The organism is Bradyrhizobium brasilense (assembly GCF_029714345.1).
In the GTDB taxonomy this organism is placed as follows: Bacteria; Pseudomonadota; Alphaproteobacteria; order Rhizobiales; family Xanthobacteraceae; genus Bradyrhizobium; species Bradyrhizobium australafricanum.
The window spans coordinates 8,285,605-8,303,462 of sequence record NZ_CP121669.1; the positions used below are offsets into that span (position 1 = coordinate 8,285,605).

At 64.8% G+C, this 17,858-nt stretch carries 21 protein-coding genes; 11 read left to right on the forward strand and 10 right to left on the reverse strand.

Translation table 11 applies throughout. From position 1 onward, the window contains the following. Positions 1 to 68 precede the first annotated feature (68 nt). The 3 genes from QA635_RS38350 to QA635_RS38360 form a co-directional block, all read right to left on the reverse strand. Entirely contained in the window at positions 69 to 1,133 is a 1,065-nt protein-coding gene (locus QA635_RS38350) for a nickel/cobalt efflux transporter (protein WP_283065036.1), read from the reverse strand. Between the two features lie 5 nt (positions 1,134 to 1,138). After that, positions 1,139 to 1,417, reverse strand: coding sequence for a metal/formaldehyde-sensitive transcriptional repressor (locus tag QA635_RS38355; protein ID WP_016847064.1), 279 nt, complete (start codon positions 1,415 to 1,417; stop codon positions 1,139 to 1,141). A gap of 96 nt (positions 1,418 to 1,513) precedes the next feature. Continuing rightward, positions 1,514 to 1,870, reverse strand: coding sequence for a hypothetical protein (locus QA635_RS38360; RefSeq protein WP_225164498.1), 357 nt, complete (start codon positions 1,868 to 1,870; stop codon positions 1,514 to 1,516). Positions 1,871 to 2,212: 342 nt separating this feature from the next. Between QA635_RS38360 and QA635_RS38365 the strand changes: the two genes are divergently transcribed. The 6 genes from QA635_RS38365 (at position 2,213) to QA635_RS38390 (ending at position 7,549) form a co-directional block, all read left to right on the forward strand. Beyond that, on the forward strand, positions 2,213 to 3,031 hold the full coding sequence (locus QA635_RS38365) for a chromate resistance protein ChrB domain-containing protein (protein WP_225164497.1): 819 nt from the start codon (positions 2,213 to 2,215) through the stop codon (positions 3,029 to 3,031). Next, entirely contained in the window at positions 3,028 to 4,419 is a 1,392-nt protein-coding gene (gene chrA, locus QA635_RS38370; RefSeq protein ID WP_283065037.1) for a chromate efflux transporter, read from the forward strand. Before QA635_RS38365 ends, chrA begins: the two co-directional genes overlap by 4 nt. 58 nt (positions 4,420 to 4,477) lie before the next feature. Next, the gene (locus QA635_RS38375; protein WP_283065038.1) at positions 4,478 to 4,711 is read left to right on the forward strand and encodes a hypothetical protein; all 234 of its coding nucleotides are present in this window, start codon (positions 4,478 to 4,480) and stop codon (positions 4,709 to 4,711) included. A gap of 74 nt (positions 4,712 to 4,785) precedes the next feature. Continuing rightward, the gene (locus QA635_RS38380) at positions 4,786 to 5,091 is read left to right on the forward strand and encodes a hypothetical protein (protein WP_283065039.1); all 306 of its coding nucleotides are present in this window, start codon (positions 4,786 to 4,788) and stop codon (positions 5,089 to 5,091) included. 44 nt (positions 5,092 to 5,135) lie between these two features. Next, positions 5,136 to 6,080, forward strand: coding sequence for a DUF1259 domain-containing protein (locus QA635_RS38385; RefSeq protein WP_283065040.1), 945 nt, complete (start codon positions 5,136 to 5,138; stop codon positions 6,078 to 6,080). Positions 6,081 to 6,103: 23 nt separating this feature from the next. Continuing rightward, positions 6,104 to 7,549, forward strand: a complete 1,446-nt coding sequence (locus QA635_RS38390; protein ID WP_283065041.1) for an arsenate reductase/protein-tyrosine-phosphatase family protein — start codon at positions 6,104 to 6,106, stop codon at positions 7,547 to 7,549. Between the two features lie 211 nt (positions 7,550 to 7,760). On the opposite strand, the gene QA635_RS38395 is transcribed toward QA635_RS38390, so the two are convergent. The 3 genes from QA635_RS38395 to QA635_RS38405 form a co-directional block, all read right to left on the reverse strand. Further along, complete coding sequence (locus QA635_RS38395; protein WP_283065042.1) at positions 7,761 to 8,051, reverse strand: hypothetical protein; 291 nt, start codon at positions 8,049 to 8,051, stop codon at positions 7,761 to 7,763. A gap of 121 nt (positions 8,052 to 8,172) precedes the next feature. Beyond that, complete coding sequence (locus tag QA635_RS38400) at positions 8,173 to 8,862, reverse strand: glutathione S-transferase family protein (RefSeq protein WP_283065043.1); 690 nt, start codon at positions 8,860 to 8,862, stop codon at positions 8,173 to 8,175. Positions 8,863 to 8,886: 24 nt separating this feature from the next. Continuing rightward, positions 8,887 to 9,012, reverse strand: a complete 126-nt coding sequence (locus tag QA635_RS38405) for a DUF1127 domain-containing protein (protein WP_256558579.1) — start codon at positions 9,010 to 9,012, stop codon at positions 8,887 to 8,889. Between the two features lie 240 nt (positions 9,013 to 9,252). Between QA635_RS38405 and QA635_RS38410 the strand changes: the two genes are divergently transcribed. From QA635_RS38410 to QA635_RS38420, 3 genes are all read left to right on the forward strand, one after another. Continuing rightward, positions 9,253 to 10,185, forward strand: a complete 933-nt coding sequence (locus tag QA635_RS38410) for a transcriptional regulator GcvA (protein ID WP_283065044.1) — start codon at positions 9,253 to 9,255, stop codon at positions 10,183 to 10,185. Positions 10,186 to 10,275: 90 nt separating this feature from the next. Beyond that, the gene (locus QA635_RS38415; protein WP_283065045.1) at positions 10,276 to 11,250 is read left to right on the forward strand and encodes a magnesium transporter CorA family protein; all 975 of its coding nucleotides are present in this window, start codon (positions 10,276 to 10,278) and stop codon (positions 11,248 to 11,250) included. Between the two features lie 122 nt (positions 11,251 to 11,372). Next, on the forward strand, positions 11,373 to 12,089 hold the full coding sequence (locus tag QA635_RS38420) for a dihydrofolate reductase family protein (protein ID WP_283065046.1): 717 nt from the start codon (positions 11,373 to 11,375) through the stop codon (positions 12,087 to 12,089). 6 nt (positions 12,090 to 12,095) lie between these two features. Here QA635_RS38420 and QA635_RS38425 read toward each other — a convergent pair whose 3' ends face one another. After that, on the reverse strand, positions 12,096 to 12,812 hold the full coding sequence (locus QA635_RS38425) for a TetR/AcrR family transcriptional regulator (protein WP_283065047.1): 717 nt from the start codon (positions 12,810 to 12,812) through the stop codon (positions 12,096 to 12,098). Between the two features lie 204 nt (positions 12,813 to 13,016). Here QA635_RS38425 and QA635_RS38430 point away from each other — a divergent pair, with 204 nt between their 5' ends. Together QA635_RS38430 and QA635_RS38435 are read left to right on the forward strand one after the other, a co-directional pair. Beyond that, complete coding sequence (locus QA635_RS38430) at positions 13,017 to 14,288, forward strand: HlyD family secretion protein (RefSeq protein ID WP_425249101.1); 1,272 nt, start codon at positions 13,017 to 13,019, stop codon at positions 14,286 to 14,288. Further along, the gene (locus QA635_RS38435) at positions 14,288 to 15,886 is read left to right on the forward strand and encodes a DHA2 family efflux MFS transporter permease subunit (RefSeq protein WP_283065048.1); all 1,599 of its coding nucleotides are present in this window, start codon (positions 14,288 to 14,290) and stop codon (positions 15,884 to 15,886) included. Before QA635_RS38430 ends, QA635_RS38435 begins: the two co-directional genes overlap by 1 nt. 54 nt (positions 15,887 to 15,940) lie before the next feature. Here QA635_RS38435 and QA635_RS38440 read toward each other — a convergent pair whose 3' ends face one another. From QA635_RS38440 to QA635_RS38450, 3 genes are read right to left on the reverse strand one after another with little or no spacing between them, the layout of a single operon-like run. Further along, positions 15,941 to 16,492, reverse strand: coding sequence for a GrpB family protein (locus QA635_RS38440; protein WP_283065049.1), 552 nt, complete (start codon positions 16,490 to 16,492; stop codon positions 15,941 to 15,943). A 60-nt stretch (positions 16,493 to 16,552) separates the two neighbouring features. Next, positions 16,553 to 17,323 carry an SURF1 family protein gene (locus tag QA635_RS38445; RefSeq protein ID WP_283065050.1) on the reverse strand — a complete coding sequence of 257 codons (771 nt, stop codon included), beginning with the start codon at positions 17,321 to 17,323 and terminating at the stop codon, positions 16,553 to 16,555. After that, a complete protein-coding gene (locus QA635_RS38450) occupies positions 17,320 to 17,706 on the reverse strand; it encodes a DUF983 domain-containing protein (RefSeq protein WP_026191934.1) in 387 nt (128 codons plus the stop codon). Before QA635_RS38450 ends, QA635_RS38445 begins: the two co-directional genes overlap by 4 nt. Positions 17,707 to 17,858 lie beyond the last annotated feature (152 nt).

A 17,858-nucleotide genomic window follows, 5' to 3' on the forward strand; every position in this document is an offset into this window, starting at 1 on the left:
TTGTCCCCTCGAGGCAAATCTAGACCACCGCGCGCAGGTTTCAAGATGGAAGTGGAGCGAAGCCCGGATCAGGCCGTGATCCCGTGCAGCCCGAGCCAGCCCGTGTAGAGGCCGACGAGCACGATCAGCGCGGCCGACACGTAGGGGGCGCGATGGGCAAAGCGGCTGAAACCGGCCCAATGACGCTCGACATGACGCAGGCTCAGCGCGGCCGCAACGCCGGCGGAGACCATGGTAAGCGCAAGCCCGATGCCGAAACAAAGCACCAGCACGAAGCCGAGGCTGAACTGCTTGAGCTGGAGACAGAGCAGCAGCACGGTGATCGCCGCCGGACACGGAATCAGCCCGCCGGTCAGGCCGAACAGGATGATCTGCCATGTCGTGACGGTGCGTCCGGCAAAGCGCTTGCGGATGTCGGCGGCGTGCGCGCGCGCATGCGCGTCGTCCTCGTCGCCGAGATTCATATGCGCATGGTCATGCTCCTCGAACAGGACTTCCGCCACGTCCGCGCGGACCGAGACGCGCGCCTTGAAGGCATGCGGCTCCGGAATTTCGTCGATGCTTTCCAGATAGCCACCCCTGTCGGCGAAGCGAAAGCGTTGCTCGCTGCCGTCGGGACGGATCGTCACGGCGTCAACGTCGCCGGCCGCCGGCAGCGCTCCAGCCTCGCTTCGCAACCGCCAGCGCGGCGGCACGCCGTCCTCGAAGACCTCGAGCGACAGCGCTTGTCCGGCCAGGACAAGCTGGCGCGTTTCGTCGTGATGATGGTGGTGATCGTGTTCGGCAGCCTGCTCGCGCCAAGTGCGCCAGGCCATCCAGGCCGCGATCGCGATGATGATCACCGCCGACGCCAGTTGCAGCCAGGCTTCGCTGCGTTCTCCGGACCATTGCTGGCCGAAGTGAAGCCCGGCGAGCGCGACCAGCCAGACGATGGCGGTGTGCGAGATCGTCGCCGCCAGGCCGAGCAGCACCGCCTGCACCACCGTGCCGCGGATCGCGATGATGAAGGCCGCCATCATCGTCTTGGAGTGGCCGGGCTCGAGCCCGTGCAGTGCGCCGAGCAGGATCGCGCTGGGCACGAACAGCCATGCATGGGCACTGCTCTGCTGGAGCAGTTGAGACAGGTCGGTCATGGCACTCACTTCAAGTAGGTACGAACGACGTCGATCAGGTCCGCGGCGCCCTGCGCCTTCTCGGGATCCTTTTCCCGGGCAGGATCCACGACATGGTGGCGGATGTGATCCTCGAGCAATTCCGCAGTCAGCCCGTTGATGGCACCGCGAACCGAGGCCACCAGCATCAGCACGTCGGCACAACCAATCTCGGACTCCAGTGCGCGCTCGACGGCCTCCAGCTGGCCCTTGATGCGGCGAACCCGGCCGACGAGCTTGGACTTGTGCTTGATGGTATGCGACATCAATGTAATATAGGGGGGTACCCTATATTGGTCAACCATGCTGTCGGCCAGCCGGGCGCGCATCGAGGCATGGCGGCGGGATGTCAGCGGCGGGCGTCAGCCCATGCTGCCAGGCATGAAGCAGCGCGCCTTCGGATGACCGTCTATGTAATAGGGCCACACGATGGGTCGGCCGGACAGGTTCGGCCCGGGCACGACGGCTTCGTTCGGAACGTCAACCCACTCGCCGTCGATACGCACCCGATAATGGCCGTTCCTGGTTTCCCAGTCGACGTCGTCGATGTGCTGCGCATCCGTGCCATCGCAGCAGGGACCCTTGCTGCTATGCAAGCCCTCGTACCAACCATTCAAGTCGGGGTGCTGGTGATCGTGGGCGAGAGCGCCGCCGGTTGTTGTGATGAGCAGCATAACGACAAGAGCAACAGGCGTCGCATGCCAATAATGACTGTCCATCAATCGGCATTGCTCCAATGAATGCAGGCGGGAGCGCGACACGTTCGCGGTGTCGGCATCTACCTGAGTTGGTCCCTGCCTCCGCGCAACTCGGCAGCGAATTGTATGTTCCTATTCGCAACTCGCCGGAGATGGAGAGGTGACCCCATCGGCCTGATCCATGGATGCTTGTTCCAAGCGCGCGATGAAGTTTTCGTGACTGTCGATCGGCGGTAGCTGCGGGATTTGGCAAAGTCAGGTTGACAGCCCGGAGATCAGGGTTTTTGATGTGGCTACGGGGATGTGCGATCTCCCCGCGAGGCGACATGCCCAAGAATCGCGTCCTGTCACCAAGGGCGCACCATGTCGTCATACACATCGATCTCATCAGAAAAATTGTCCCGTCTCATCGGCACGGCGAAGGCGCCGACGCTCGTCGACGTTCGTCTCGATGAGGATTTCGCCGCCGATCCGCGCCTGATTCCGGGCGCGGTCCGCTACTCCCATCTCGACGTCCAGGACTGGGCTTCCCGTTTCACCGGGCAGTCCGTGGTCGTGGTCTGCCAGAAGGGACAGAAGCTTTCCGAAGGCACCGCCGCCTGGCTCCGCTGCAGCAACATTGCGGCCGAGATTCTCGAGGGCGGCCACCTCGGCTGGCGGGAAGCGGAGCTACCGACCGTTCCCGCCGACAAGATTCCGAAACGCGACGGGCGGGGCCGCACCGTCTGGGTGACGCGATCGCGGCCGAAGATCGACCGCATCGCCTGTCCATGGCTGATCCGCCGCTTCGTCGATCCCGCGGCCGTGTTCCTGTTCGTCACATCGGCGGAGGTCGAGGCGGTCGCCGAACGGTTCGACGCCACGCCGTTCGACATCGAGAACGTGTTCTGGAGTCATCGCGGCGAGCTCTGCACCTTCGACGTGATGGTCAAGGAATTCGGCCTCGCGACGCCGGCGCTGGAGCGGCTCGCGACGATGGTGCGGGCGGCCGATACCGCGCGGCTCGAGCTTTCGCCGGAGGCGCCCGGGCTGCTCGCCGCCTCGCTCGGCCTGTCGCGCATGTTCGACGACGACCTCGAACAGTTGAGCGCCGGGCTGCTGCTCTACGACGCCTTCTACCGATGGTGCCGCGACGCGACCAAGGAGACGCACAACTGGCCGACGAGCAAGGTCAAGCCATGACCGACGTCGCAACGACAGCGAAGGCGCGCGGGCATGAGCCCGCGCACGGCATCTCCTTCAACGAGGCGCTGCTGGTCTGGATACGCGTCGCCATCCTGAGCTTTGGCGGACCGGCCGGCCAGATCGCGGTGATGCATCGCATCCTGGTCGAGGAGAAGAACTGGATATCCGAGGGGCGTTTCCTGCACGCCCTCAATTACTGCATGCTGCTGCCGGGGCCGGAGGCGCAGCAGCTGGCGACCTATATCGGCTGGCTGCTGCATCGGACGCTCGGCGGCATCGTGGCGGGCGGGCTGTTCATCCTGCCCGGCATCTTCGCCATCATGGGCCTCAGCTATATCTACGCGGCGTATGGCAATGTCGGGTTTGTCGAGGCGCTGTTCTTCGGCCTGAAGGCCGCGGTGCTCGCCATCGTCATCCAGGCCGTGGTGCGGGTCGGCAAGCGCGCGCTGCGCAACCGGGTGATGATCGCACTCGCGGCGATCGCCTTTGTCGCGATCTTCTTCTTCGCCGTACCGTTTCCGCTGATCATCGGCGCCGCCGCGGTCACAGGGCTGGTCGGCGCACGCCTCGGCCGGAGCGAATTTGCGGCGATCGAGCATGGCGGCAAGAATTCCGCCGTGATCGACAGCATGCTCGGTGAAGCGGTGCCGGATCATGTCCGCCCCAACGCATCGCGCACTTTGCGGGTCGGCTCCATCTGGCTCGCGCTCTGGCTGGTGCCGGTGTTCGCCCTGCTCATTGCCCTGGGACCCGGCGACGTGTTCACCCAGATCGCGATCTTCTTCAGCAAGATGGCGATGGTGACGTTCGGCGGCGCCTACGCCGTGCTCGCCTATGTCGCGCAACAGGCCGCCGATTATTATAACTGGGTCAGCCCGCGCGAGATGCTGGACGGGCTCGGCATGGCCGAGACTACGCCAGGACCGCTGATCATGGTGGTGCAGTTCGTGGGCTTCATGGCCGCGTTCCGCGAGGCAAGCGGGCTGTCGCCGATGTTGGCCGCCACCCTCGGCGGCTTGCTCGCGACCTGGGTGACGTTCACGCCGTGCTTCCTGTGGATCTTCGTCGGGGCGCCCTACATCGAGGCGCTGCGCGGCAACAAGGCGCTGGCGGGCGCGCTTTCGGCGATCACCGCCGCCGTGGTCGGCGTGATCCTCAATCTGTCGATCTGGTTCGCGCTGCACACGCTGTTTCGGCAAACATTCCCGGTGCACGGGCTAGGCCTGTCGTTCGACGCGCCGGTGCCTGCTAGCGTCGACTGGCCGGCGTTGGCGCTGTCGATCGCCGCCGCGATCGCGATCTTCCGCTTCAATGCGGGGATGCTCAGCGTCCTCGCCGCCTCCTGCATCACGGGCGTACTGCTGCGCCTTGTCGGCATCATCTGAGCGGAGCGGCGGGCAGCTTGAGAACCTGGGGCAGCACAACACAACCAGGAGAACAACCATGCAGACACGAAGACTCTCCCGTTTGATTCTCGCCCTGACGATCGCGAGCGCGGTCATGCCGGCCCATGCCCTGACGCAGGACGAACTCGTCGCAAAACTTCGCGCCGCCGGCTACGCCGAGATCAGCGAGGTCAAGTCGACGGCCGAAGGCACGACGGCGAAGGCGATGAAGAACGGCAAGCCGGTGCGGCTCGTGATCGACAGCAGCGGCCAGGTCAAGGAGCGGGACTGAGCTCCCGCGCGCGCGAAAGCCGTCAACGAATCGATGGAGTGATAATCATGACGAGAGCAATTGTGGCCCTGTGCATGGCGGTGCTGGGGCCGGGCGCAACCCTGGCAGCGCCGGCCGCCCTCGATGAGCGGCAGGACGCAGCCGTCACAATGCAGGCGGCGATGGTCCTCCCGCAAGCGAGCGAGACGCTGCGCGGTGTCGTCGATCGCGTCGATGAACGCAACGACACGCTGCTGATCCGGTTATCTCCAGACCGGATCGAACCGTTCAAGGTCCAGGACGGCCTGATCTTCAATGCCGTCCGCTTCGGCGATCCCGTCGAAATCTCGGTGCAGAACATCGCCGGGTTCCGCACCATTGTCGGGCTCTCGAAGCAATAGAGCCACGATCCGAAGCATCGAAAGAGGTTCAAGGGAGCAATCCAATGCGACATACGATTTCGGCGCTGATCGGCGTCGGTGCCTGCCTCTTCGCCACAGGCGGGAGCGCGCAAAAGATCGACTGGCAGGTGTTCACCGAGCCGTTCGTCTCGTCGGCACATGCGCAGGCGATCGATTGGCAGAAGGTCGACGACATGCTGGGCAGAAAGCCCGCGGTCACCGGTGACGTGCATCGCTACGGCTTTCCGCGGAGCGATCTGACGGTGACGCTCGACGGCATTACCATCAAGCCGGCGCTGGCGCTCGGCGGCTGGGTCGCCTTCAAGCCCATGCACGACGACGTCATGGCGATGGGCGACCTGGTGCTGCTCGAATCCGAGATCAACCCTGTCATGCTGAAGATGATCGGAAACGGCCTGCAGATCACGGCCGTGCACAACCATTTGCTTGGCGCGAGCCCGGCCACCTTCTACATGCACGTCGCCGGCCACGGCGATCCGGTCAAGCTCGCCGCCGCGATCCGGGATGGCCTCGCCGAAAGCAAGACGCCGCTCAAGGCCGCGGCGCCGGCCGCGCCGCCGCCGGCCATCGATCTTGATACTGCGCAGCTCGACCAGATCATCGGCGTCAAGGGCCAGGCCAATGGCGGCGTCTATCAGTTCAACGTGCCCCGCCGCGATCCGATCACCGAACAGGGCATGGCGTTGAGCCCGGTTGGCCCGATGGGCGTCGCCATCGGCATCAACTTCCAGCCGACCGGCGGCGGCAAGGCGGCGATCACCGGCGATTTCGTGCTGACAAATGACGAGGTCAACCCCGTCATCATGGCGCTGCGGACGCACGGCATCAACGTCACCGCGCTGCACAGCCACATGCTGGACGAACAGCCGCGCCTGTTCTTCATGCATTTCTGGGCCAATGACGACGCCGTCAAGCTCGCCAAGGGCTTGCGTGCCGCACTGGACAAGACGGCCACGACAAAAAGTTGACCCTGGTCTCGGAGGGATCAACGATGCGAAGCCTCACGGTCATGTCCATGTGGCGCACGCTGCTCGGGAGTGCCCACGTGACGCTGCGCATTGCCGCCACGGTGCTTGCGATCGTGCTGACATCGGCTCGGCCGGCGCCGGCGGACGATGGCAAGATCGTTGTCTTTGTCTGCCTGCACGGCGTGGTGAACAGCCAGATGGCGGCGGCCTATTTCAACAAGGCTGCCCAGGAGCGCGGATTGCGGTTCAGGGCGGTCTCACGCGGCATCGACCTTTATCGGTCGGTGCCGGTGAGGGTGCAGGATGGCCTTGCACTCGACGGTCTGGAGGCGGCCAACACGCCGCAACAGCTGACCATCGACGACATGGCCGCGGCAGACCAGGTGGTGGCGTTCGATCAGCTCCCCGCCGACCGGCGCAGACGGGCCGACGTGACCTACTGGTCCGGCATTCCCTTGGGTATCGATGATTATGGGTCGGCCCGGGATCAGATCGTCCGGCGCATCGACGCCCTTATTCCGACGCTGGCAGCAGCAACTGAACCGGCAGGAGACAAAACGCCCCTTCAGCTCGAAACGAAGATCCTGCTCGGCGATGTCCGCGGTCGGATTGATCACCTGGCGGTCGACCTGAAGCGGCAGCGACTGTTCGTGGCCGAGCTCGGCAATGACAGCGTCGGCGTCGTCGATCTGGCTGCGCGCAGTTTGCTTCGAACCATTACCGGATTGAGCGAACCCCAAGGCGTCGGCTATGAGCCGTCGACCGACACCCTCTACGTCGCCAACGCCCGCGACGGATCGGTGCAGCTGTACGAAGCCAACGAGTACAAGGCGGCCGGGCGAATCGAACTCGGCAGCGATGCCGACAATATCCGGGTCGACGCGGCGGCCAAGCGCGTCATCGTCGGCTATGGCGATGGTGGCCTGGCAGTCGTCGACCCATCCACGCGGACAAAGGTTCGGAGTCTACTCCTTAAGGCACATCCGGAAAGCTTCCAGCTTCAGCCCGATAGTGGGCGCATCTTTGTCAATCTGCCTGACGCGCGAGCCGTCGCGGTGGTGGACGTTGCTTCCGGGAAACAACTCACCAGCTGGCCGTTGGACAAGAGCGGTAATTTCGCGATGGCCATCGATCACGAACGAAGTCGCGTTCTCCTGGTGTATCGCAGCCCAGCCGAGCTTGCAGCCTTTTCGACCGACGGCAAGGCGATTGCAGCCACCGGCACTTGCGGCGATGCCGACGACCTCTTTGTAGATGCAAAGCACGGACGCATTTATGTGAGCTGCGGCGCTGGATACGTCGATGTATTTGAGATTGATGGAGCGGCCTATCGACTGATCGCGCGCCTGCCGACGGCGACGGGCGCACGAACATCGCTCTTTGTGCCGGAGCTGGACCGTCTGTTTGTTGCGGTCCGCGCGGGGCCTGCCGGACCGGCGGCAATCTGGGTGTTCAAGCCAATGCCTTGAGATCGACTTTGTGGGGAGTTCTTCCTGACAGTACCGGCAATTCGGACGCTGGCGTAAGCCTGGCCGGCATTGTCTCGCAGCGCTGGGATTGGGGCACCATTCACTTGAATGCCGAGACTGCCGTCACCCGCGACCATCATGGCGACGTGTTCGTGTTTCCTTCTTCGAAGGCCACGCCGCGCAACAAGCGTCGCCAATTCCGCCTCGATAGCTACTGGCGGTCCCGGTTCTCTGGATGGGCTCGCCAGTCTCGACCGACAGTCTGATGGCCGTCGTCAGGTGTTGCCTGGCCGGCGTGGTCCTTCTCGCCGCCTTGAGCCTTCCAGTCACGCCCGATCTTAACGTCCTCGGCGCGACTGCGATCCTGCTCGCGGGTTTGCTCCGACTGCTGAGACGGCTGGGCCTGTTGGACAGGCGTGGCCTGTGCTTTTGCATCGCTTCCGGTGAATGCGAAGGTCATTGCGACCGCGGAGATGAACGCAACCGATATGGAATTCTTCATGGTGTTGTCCCTTCCTCTTGCTCTGCACTAACGCTCCGTCATCGCCTTTGTTCGGAAACAAACGGGCTTCTGGCCGCACGTGGTGGTCGGAACCGGGCGCGCTGCACGCGAACAGTGACAGTCAATATTTCGGCCGGTGCGAAGTAGCCCATTCGCGCGCGTGTTCGATCGGCACCCGCTGCACGGCGGCGCGAACCTTTTGCGTTGCGGGCAGATTGTCCATACGTTCCCGCCAGCGGCAGAATGCCGGGAATTTCGGATACATCGACTGCCCTTCGGCGGTGAGGCTGAAGGCGAACGTGCTCGGCAGCAGATAGAAATCCGCAATCGAGAGTTCGTCCCCGAGTAAAAAATCCTTGCCGTGCGCAAGCTGGCGCTCGGCCACCGCAAGCCCGGTCTCGACCTTGGGCAGCGCATGTGCCACGACCTTCTCGTCGGGGGCGATGCCGAGCTCCGGGAAAACCAGACGCTCATGCGTCACGTGATAGATCATGTAGGGGTAGTAATAGTTGTTAACAGCGCTGATCCACTGGTTCATGTGCGCCCGCGCCTTGATGTCTTTCGGCGTCAGCAACATGCCGCCAAAGGCTCCGTCGACATAGGCGGCAATCGCACTCGTCTCGTAGACGGTGAGATCGCCGTGTTTCAGAATTGGGACACGGTTGAACGGGTGCAGCGCCAGGTGATCGGGCTTGCCCATGACCGGTTCAAGGTCGTGGAATTGGTAAGCTACGTCCTTGTGCGTCAGGATCAAGCGGACGATGTTGACAAAACTGCTGCGTGGGAAACCGTAGACGATCGGATCGGACATCCGTTTTCTCCTTTCTGATTGGTCTCAGCGCCAGAACGGCTTGGAGGCCTCGCGCAGCGCCTGCTCGCGCGTCAGGCCGAGATCGCGAAGCAGATGCGGGTCGTCGGCAATCGCGCGTAGCGCCATGCGCTGAAACGGCCGGTCGAGCAAGCTCCACCATCCGGGGCGCGGAGCACCTGGCGACGTTCCTGAGCTGAATTGATGAAGTGGTGTGGCCGGGTCCGCGGCGGGCACCGGCGGGATCGACCGAGTATCGGTTAAAAGGACGGACACGACAGGCTCCAAATTGCTTGAAATGCTTCACTGGAGCTGTTCAATAATCGTGCGGGGCGGTTTCCCGCAAAGCATCGTTTCTCGTGCCTGCCCTAATTTTTCTCATGAAGTCGTGCGATGCGCCCACGCCTGCCGCCACTCAATGCCCTGAAGGTCTTCGAGGCCGCCGCGCGCCACGAGAGTTTTACGCGCGCGGCCGAAGAGCTTTGTGTCACGCAGGGTGCCGTCAGCCATCAGGTGAAAGCACTGGAAGCGGAGCTCGCGATAAAGCTCTTCAACCGCGAGCGCCAGCGCCTGATCATCACCGAGGCCGGGCGCGACTATCTCGCTGTCGTGCGCGACGCGCTCGACCGCATCGCCATCGGCACCGAGCGGCTGTTGCAACGGCAGAATACCGGCGTGCTGACCGTATCGACGTCGCCGGATTTTGCGGCGAAATGGCTGGTGCACCGGCTCGGCCACTTTGTTGAGGCGCATAGCGGCATCGACCTGCGCGTCTCCGCCACGCTGCACCACGTCGACTTCGCGCGCGAGGAAGTGGATCTCGCGGTGCGCCATGGCGACGGCAACTGGCCGGGGCTTGACGCGGTGCGGCTGAGCCCGGAGCGGCTATTTGCGGTGTGCAGCCCAAAGCTATTGTCCGGCAAGCGACGCCTGAGCAACCCCGCTGACATCCTGAAATTTCCGCTGATCCATATGGACAGTCGCGCCGACTGGAAGAACTGGCTTGAGGAAGCGGGACTTGACGATGCTGCCGCCACGCATGGCCCGGTCCTCAATCGCGCCAGCATGGTGATTGATGCCGCCATCAATGGGCAAGGCATTGCGCTCGCGCGCACCACGCTGGCGGCGTGGGACCTCATCAACGGCCATCTGGCGCGGCCGTTTCCGCAGTCGCTGCCATTGTCGAAGACCTACTGGATCCTCTGCCCGAAGGCGACCGCAAGCCTGCCGAAGATCGTGACGTTTCGCGATTGGTTGCTCTCGGAGGCCGCAAGCGACCTGCGCAGGCTTAGAAAGCTCGGCGGAACCTCTCATCGACTGAAGTGAGTGCCGGCAGGCTTCCAAACACAGGGAACGGCCCCGCGGCCCTCGGGATTGTCGTGGGACGCACCACCCACCATGCATGGAGCCCGATCATTGCTGCAGCTGTACAGGTCGGCGACCTCCGATTGGCGGAGCATCGGCGCCGAAGTGCCGTCCGAGGTCATCTGGATCGATCTGCTCGATCCTACGGAGGACGAAAAGCAGTTCGTCGAGCGCGCGCTCGACATCCGCGTCCCGTCCGAGCGATCGTTGAGCGAGATCGAGGCGTCGAGCCGCCTGATCACCGATCATGACCGGCTCTATCTGAGCTCGCCGGCGGTGCGGCTCGACGACAACAACGAAGCCGAGATCACCAACATCGGTTTCGTGATCGGCCCAAAGGTGCTGGTCACGGTGCGGTTCGCGCAGCTGACCACGTTCGACGACGTCATGAAGCGGATCGGCACTGACAAGAGCCTGCAAAACGGCATGTGCGTGTTCACCGCGCTGCTCGAGGCCATGATCGATCGCGGCGCCGACGTGCTGGAGCACCTCGGCGCCAAGACCGACAGGCTGTCGCGGGGCGTCTTCAAGGGCGGCCTGGTGCGGAGCAAGCGTCCGGTGCGCTCCAGCCGCAGGTTGCGCGAGGCGCTGGAGAACATCGGCGAGCTCGCCGATCGCCTGGCGAAGGCGCGCGACGTGCTGCTCGGCGTCGGCCGGGTCGCGAGCTTCGCCGATGACGTCGGCAATGAATGGATCACGTCGGCATCGAAGCGCCGGCTCGAGGCTGTCACCAAGGACGTCGCCTCGCTCGGCGACTACGAGACCCGGCTGTCGGACAAGATCCAGCTGCTGCTGGACGCCGTGCTCGGCTTCATCAACATCCAGCAGAACGACCTGTTCAAGATCTTGACCATCGTGTCGGTGGTCGGCGTTCCCCCGACCATCCTGGTCGGGGTCTGGGGCATGAATTTCAAGGAGATGCCGGAGCTGAGCTGGACCTTCGGCTATCCCTTGGCCTGGGCCGCGATCATCGCCAGCGGCATCCTGCCGGTGCTCTGGTTCAAGCGGCACGGCTGGTTCGATTAAAACAAGCGAAGTTGAAACGCCGCCGCGTTATCCGCGTTGAGAACCTGCCTGCGCGTCTATAAATCTGAAGCTGCCCCACCCGCCCCTGTGGCGCGGTCATCCCCCACCGAAGAGTTCAGCCTATGCGCCCCCACATCATCTGCCACATGGGCACGTCGATCGACGGCCGGCTTCATCTCAGCCGCTTCACCAAGGCCGCCGCCGGGATTCCGGCCGACGTGCTGCGTTCGCACTACGAACGGATCCATGACGGCTTCGATGCCGATGGATGGATCATCGGCCGCGTCACCATGAACGAGATGGCCAAGGGAACGGAGCGGCATATCGCCAACCCACTGAGGCTACCGCGCGAGGCGCATCTCGGCAACCGTAACGGCCGCAAGCTTGCTGTCGGCATCGATCCGTCGGGCCGCGTGCATTTCGGCAAGGACAATGTCGGCGGCGATCACGCCGTCGCGGTGCTCGGCGAACAGGTGTCCGACGCGCATCTCGCCGAGCTGCGCGAGGACGGTGCGTCCTACATCTTTGCAGGCACGAAGGGCGACGACCTGCCGGGCGCCATGGCGCAGCTCGCGTCGCTGTTCGGCGCCAGGACACTACTGCTCGAAGGCGGCGGCGGGATCAACGGCGCCTTCCTGAAGCATGGGCTGATCGACGAGTTCAGCACGCTGATCTTTCCGGCGGTCGACGGCGTCGCCGGCTCGCAAAGCATCGTCGACTATCACGGCTCCGACGGCGACCGCCCCGGCGCCGGACAATCGCTCCGGCTCACTCATTGCGAGACACTGGAAGGCGGCATGGTCTGGCTGCGTCACGCGGTGGAGCGCGCGCCGGATTAAGCGCGCCTACGGCTTGGGATTCTCCACCCAGCCGGTCCGGCATGCAGCAACGAAAAACGCGACGCCGCGCGCGACATGGGCGTCGATCTCGGGATCGAGCGCCTTCAGGTCGACCTCAAACAGCGCCCGGAGCAGCATCGGCACCGCGATGATGTCGAGGAACATCCGCGCCGTCGTCGGCAGGTGTTCGGGCGCGAAGGCCGGCAGCTTGCCGAGCTGGTCGGATTGCGTCAGGTCGCGCAGCAGGTGAATGCCGAGCTCGGTGCTGAGCGCGCGCGCCCTGCGGTTGACGTTGGCGGCGAGATCCGGGAAGCGGTGCGCCTCCGCGATGGCGAGCCGCATCAAGCCGATCCGGTCGGCATCGAAGCCCCAATGCAGCAGGGTCGAGGCAACGCTGGTGAGGCGCTCCTCGATGGTCGCGCCGACCGGCGGATCGGCCTTGAACTCGGCGATGCGTGCCAGGATGTCCCGCGTCACCACTTCCGTGAACAGCGCCCGCTTGTCGCAGAAGCGCGCATAAATCGTCCGCTTGCCGGAGCGCGCGACTTCCGCGATCTCATCGATGCTCGCGCCCTCGAACCCGCGCTGCAGAAACACCCGGCGCGCGGCGTCGAGGATGCGTGCATCGACCTCGCCGGCGAGCTCCTTCGGCGGCCGGCCGGCGCGCACCTCGACCGGCCTGGTTTTCGGTACGCGCGGCTTCTTCAGGGTGCTGGTGGTCATCGCATCGACCCGGGTTCGATGGGCCGGTCAGGCCGGCAGTATTAGGCAATATAGCCTTATCACATCTAGTTGTAAATAGAACGATACAGTTCCGTTTCTATTGACGACGCGCTGCGGCAGGACTATTTGCCGCATAGAACGGAACGGTTCCGTTCCTTTTTGCGAAGGCCTTGCAGACCTCGCCTGACAGCAGGAGCCGCCATCATGTTTGAAGACACTGTTTTGGAGCGCGACCAACCGGGGCATGAGGGTATCGAGGGGGCGTCCTCGGCTCCGGCCTCCCATGAGCCTGACCGGCCCTCGGTCACCGCACGGGCTCCGGCGCAGGAGCATCCCGCGGGCAAGCAACCCGCCCCGCCGGCAACAATCCCGCCCGAGGTCATCGGCAAGACAACACGGCGCAGCTTTCTCCGCCGCCGTCCGGTCGTCTCCGCGATCGGCGCCGTGCTGCTCGCCGCAGCCATTGGCGGCGGCTATCTCTACATGGACTACAGCGCGCATTTCGAATCCACCGACGACGCCTTCATCGCCGCGCGTCAGTCGGCGCTGGCGCCGAAGATCTCCGGCTACATCACAGCCGTCCCGGTCACCGACAACCAGCATGTCGCGGCCGGCGACGTGATCGCCCGGCTCGACGACCGCGACTATCGCGTCGCGCTGGCGCAGGCCGAGGCGCAGGTCGCGGCCGCGCGCGCCAGCATCGAGAATGTCGATGCGCAGCTCGACGTGCAGCAGGCGCAGATTGCTGCCAACCAGGCGCAGGTCGACCAAGCGCAGGCGGCGCTGGTTTTCGCCCAGCAGCAGGCGACGCGCTACCAGCATCTGGAGCAATCCGGCTACGGCACCGTGCAGAATTCCGAGCAGTTCACCTCGCAGCTGCATCAGCAGCAGGCTGCGCTGCTGAGCGCGCAGGCGACGCTCAACCTCGCACAGCGCCAGGTCGAGTCGCTGAAGGCGCAGCGCAAGAGCGCGGTCGCCAACCTCGCCCAGGCCGAGGCGCAGCGCGACCAGGCCAAGCTCAATCTGTCCTATACGACGGTCACCGCCGCCCAGCCGGGCCGCGTCGTCAACCTGTCGGCCGCGGTCGGCCAGTTCGCCCAGGCCGGCACCAACCTCACGATGTTCGTGCCCGACCAGACCTGGGTCACCGCGAACTTCAAGGAGATCCAGCTCGACAAGATGCGGCCGGGCGAGAAGGTGACGATGAAGATCGACGCCTATCCCGGACGCACCATCCAGGGCCATGTCGAGAGCGTGCAGCCGGGCTCCGGCACCGCGTTCTCGCTGCTGCCGGCGCAGAACGCCACCGGCAACTACGTCAAGATCGTGCAGCGCGTGCCGGTGAAGATCGTGATGGACAACCCACCGGCCGACGTCGCGCTCGGCCCGGGCATGTCCGTCGTGCCGACGGTGCGGATCAATCCCGCGCCGTCCCTGTTCGAGCGCCTTGAGAAGTCGAGCCTCGGGAGGCTGTGATGAGTGCCGCCGCCATCGACGCCAAAGGCTTTTCGACTCCGAAGGTCACCGTCAATCCCTGGCTGATCGCCATCGTGGTCGCGCTCGCGAGCTTCATGGAGGTGCTCGACACCACCATCGCCAACGTCGCGCTGCCCTATATCGCCGGCGGCATGGGCGTGAGCGAGGACGAGGCCTCCTGGGTGGTCACCACCTATCTGGTGTCCAACGCCATCATCCTGACCGCCTCCGGCTTTCTCGCCCGCACGCTCGGGCGCAAGACGTTCTTCGTGATCTGCCTCGGCATCTTCACGGTCAGCTCGATCCTGTGCGGTTTTGCGCCCAATCTGAACGCGCTGCTGCTGTTCCGTATCCTGCAGGGTCTTGGCGGCGGCGGCATGGTGCCGGTTGCGCAATCGATTCTCGCCGACGCCTTCCCGCCGGCCAAGCGCGGGCAGGCGTTCGCGGTGTTCGGCATTGCCGTCGTGGTGGCGCCGGTGGTCGGGCCGACGCTCGGCGGCTGGCTGTCCGACAACCTCTCCTGGCACTGGTGCTTCCTGATCAACGCGCCGGTCGGCGTGTTCGCGATCGCGCTGATCGCGGCCGTGCTGCAGGAGCCCGCGACCGCGAAAGCCAAGGGGGCGCAGCCCCAGGACAACAGGTTCGACTTCATCGGCTTCGCGCTGGTCGCGACATTCCTCGGCGCGCTCGAGGTGGTGCTCGACCGCGGCCTCGAGGACGACTGGTTCGCCTCGCCCTTCATCATCACTTTTGCAGTGATCTGCGCCGCGGCGTTCGTGCTGATGATCCCGTGGGAGATGACCCGGCGCAATCCGATGATCGACCTGCGCATGGTCGCAACCCGGCAGTTCGGCGCCTGCTTCCTGGTGATGCTGGCGACCGGCGCCATCCTGCTCGCGACCACGCAATTCTTGCCGCAGCTGGTGCAGCAGGATTTCGGCTACACCGCGACCTGGGCCGGCCTCGTGCTCTCGCCCGGCGGCGTCGTCACCATGATGATGATGTTCGTGGTCGGCCGGCTCGCCGCCAGGGTGCAGCCGAAATACCTGATCGTTGCCGGCGCGCTGGTGATCGCCGCCTCGATGTACAGCATGACCAACGTCTACGGCGATCTCGGCTTCTGGTTCATGGCGCGCTCGCGCATGCTGATCGGCGTCGGCCTGCCGCTGATCTTCGTGCCGATCATGGCGGCGTCCTATGACGGCATTCCCGCTGGGAAGACCGACCAGGCCTCCGCGCTGATCAACGCGGCGCGCAACACCGGTGGCTCGATCGGCGTCTCGATCGTGTCCAACGTGCTGACGCATCGCCAGCAATTCCACCAGAGCCGGCTGGTCGAGCAGGTGACGCCGTCCAGTCCGCAATACCAGGACACGCTGCACCAGATCACCGACTTCTTCGTCGCCCAGGGCAGTTCGCTGGCGCAGGCGCACAGTCAGGCGATCCAGTGGATCGGGCAGCAGGTGCAGACTCAGGCCTCGTTCCTGTCCTACATGGATGCGTTCTGGGTCCTGATGCTGATCTCGCTCTCCGCCATCCCGCTGGCGCTGACCTTGCGCAAGGTCAAGCTCGGCGGCCCCGCTCCCATGGGTCATTGATCCCGGCGCGGGCATGGATGCGCTACGGCAGAATGCAGGCGTGGCGCGGCCGCGCTATCGACCGGACAGGTCCGCGCGCCACGCGCGGGCCTTCGCGGTCGTCTCCTCGACGAAACGCGTCTTGCCGTTGCGATAGGCCGCGATGTCCTCTCTCGAGGAGGCAGCAAGGGACTGCTTGATATCCGCGTAGGCGCGGGCCGCCTCGGGGTGCGCGCGAAGATAGTCGCGAAACACCAGCAGCGTTTCCCAGCGCGGATTGGATGGCTCCATCAGGTGCAGATGATGGGTCCACGGGCCCGGAGGACCCTTGCGGAAGAACAACTCGCCGGGCAGCCACGCCGCGTATTCCGGTATGTAGTTGTAGCCGAGCGCCTCGATCGGCTTGATGCAGCATTCCCGCGCCTCCGCGAGGCCGGGGACACCGACCATCAGGTCGATGATCGGCTTCGACGGCAAGCCCGCAACCGCGGTGCTGCCGACATGCTCGATGGCCAGGGCCTGCGAGCCGAGCGCGTGCTCGATCCTCGCGCGCTCCGTCTCGAACATGGCTGGCCAGTTGGGGTCATAGTCCAGGACAACGATTGGCCCGGCGCCGTATTTCTCCATGGCACACCCTGATTGCTTGCCGCGAAGTCCCCTTCGCGAGTCAATCAAACCATGATGGGGCTAGGTTCGACCAGAGGCCCGCCGCCGGTGGCCGCGCCACCACAGGCCGAAGGCGATGGTGACCGCAGCGGCCAGCGAGAACCAGGTGATGGCGTACTGCATGTGGTCGTCCTTCAGCCGCACCTTGAGCGGTCCGGGCTTCGGCGTGCCGCTGTCGGGCACCGGCGCCTCGAGGTCGATATAGAACGGTGCGACCTGGCCCCAGCCGAGCGCCTGCGCCATCGCGCGATGGTCGCGCACGAACCACAGCCGCTTCGCCGGATCTTCCTTCGGCGTCAGCCGGCCCGGCGGCTCGGGAAAGCGGATATAGCCCGTCAGCTCAACCGGCGCGCCGGTGACGAGGCGGCCGACGACGCGGTCCTCGAAGGCGCGATCCTGCATCGTGTTCTGAACAAAGCCGGTATTGATCACGACGGTCTCGCCGCTGGCGAGCTTCGCCGGCAGCAACGCCCAGGTGCCGGGACCCGAAATGTCGTCCCGCACCGCGGAGCCGGAGCTAAACACCATCGCGTCGGGCTGCTTCGCATAGGTCGCGGTCAGGGTGACGCGGCGGAATTCATCCTTGGCGGAGGTCAGCGTCGGCCATGCCGACGGCGGCGGCAGCGCCTCGGTCGGCGAGGCCAGCCGCGCCTCGAGCGCTGCGATCAGCGCGTGCTTGTCGACCCGGCGCTGCAATTGCCAGAAACCGAGGGCGATAAACACCGCGATCAGGATCAACGTGAAAATGCCGAAGCCGGCCGCGCTCGGCCGGCGCGTCGTCACATCATTCATTTCGGGTCGCGCTCGATCAATTGGCCTTCGGCGGCCTTGTGGTGGAATTGCAGCGCGATCAGAAGTGCCTTCATCGATCGTAGCGGCAGGATCGTGGTGACCAGGATCAACGGCAGCCACAGCGCGGCATGCACCCAGAACGGCGGCTGGTACTTCACCTCGACGATCAGCGCCGCCGCGACCACGATGGCGCCGGCCAGCATGATGACGAAGATCGCCGGCCCGTCGCCGGAATCGATGAAGGCGAAGTCGAGGCCGCAGGCCTGGCAGCGCGGCGCCAGCGTCAGGAAGCCGGAATAGAGCTTGCCCTTGCCGCAGCGCGGGCAGCGGCAGGCGATGCCGCGCAGTGCGCTCTCAGTGACGGTCGGCGGGGTATCGGTCATTTGGCTCCTTCCCCTCTCCCCTTGTGGGAGAGGGTGGCGAAATCGAGCGGAGCGAGATGTAGCCGGGTGAGGGGTCTGTCTCCGCGGATGGAGACCCCTCATCCGGCGCGGATTACATCCGCGCCACCTTCTCCCACAAGGGGAGAAGGAAA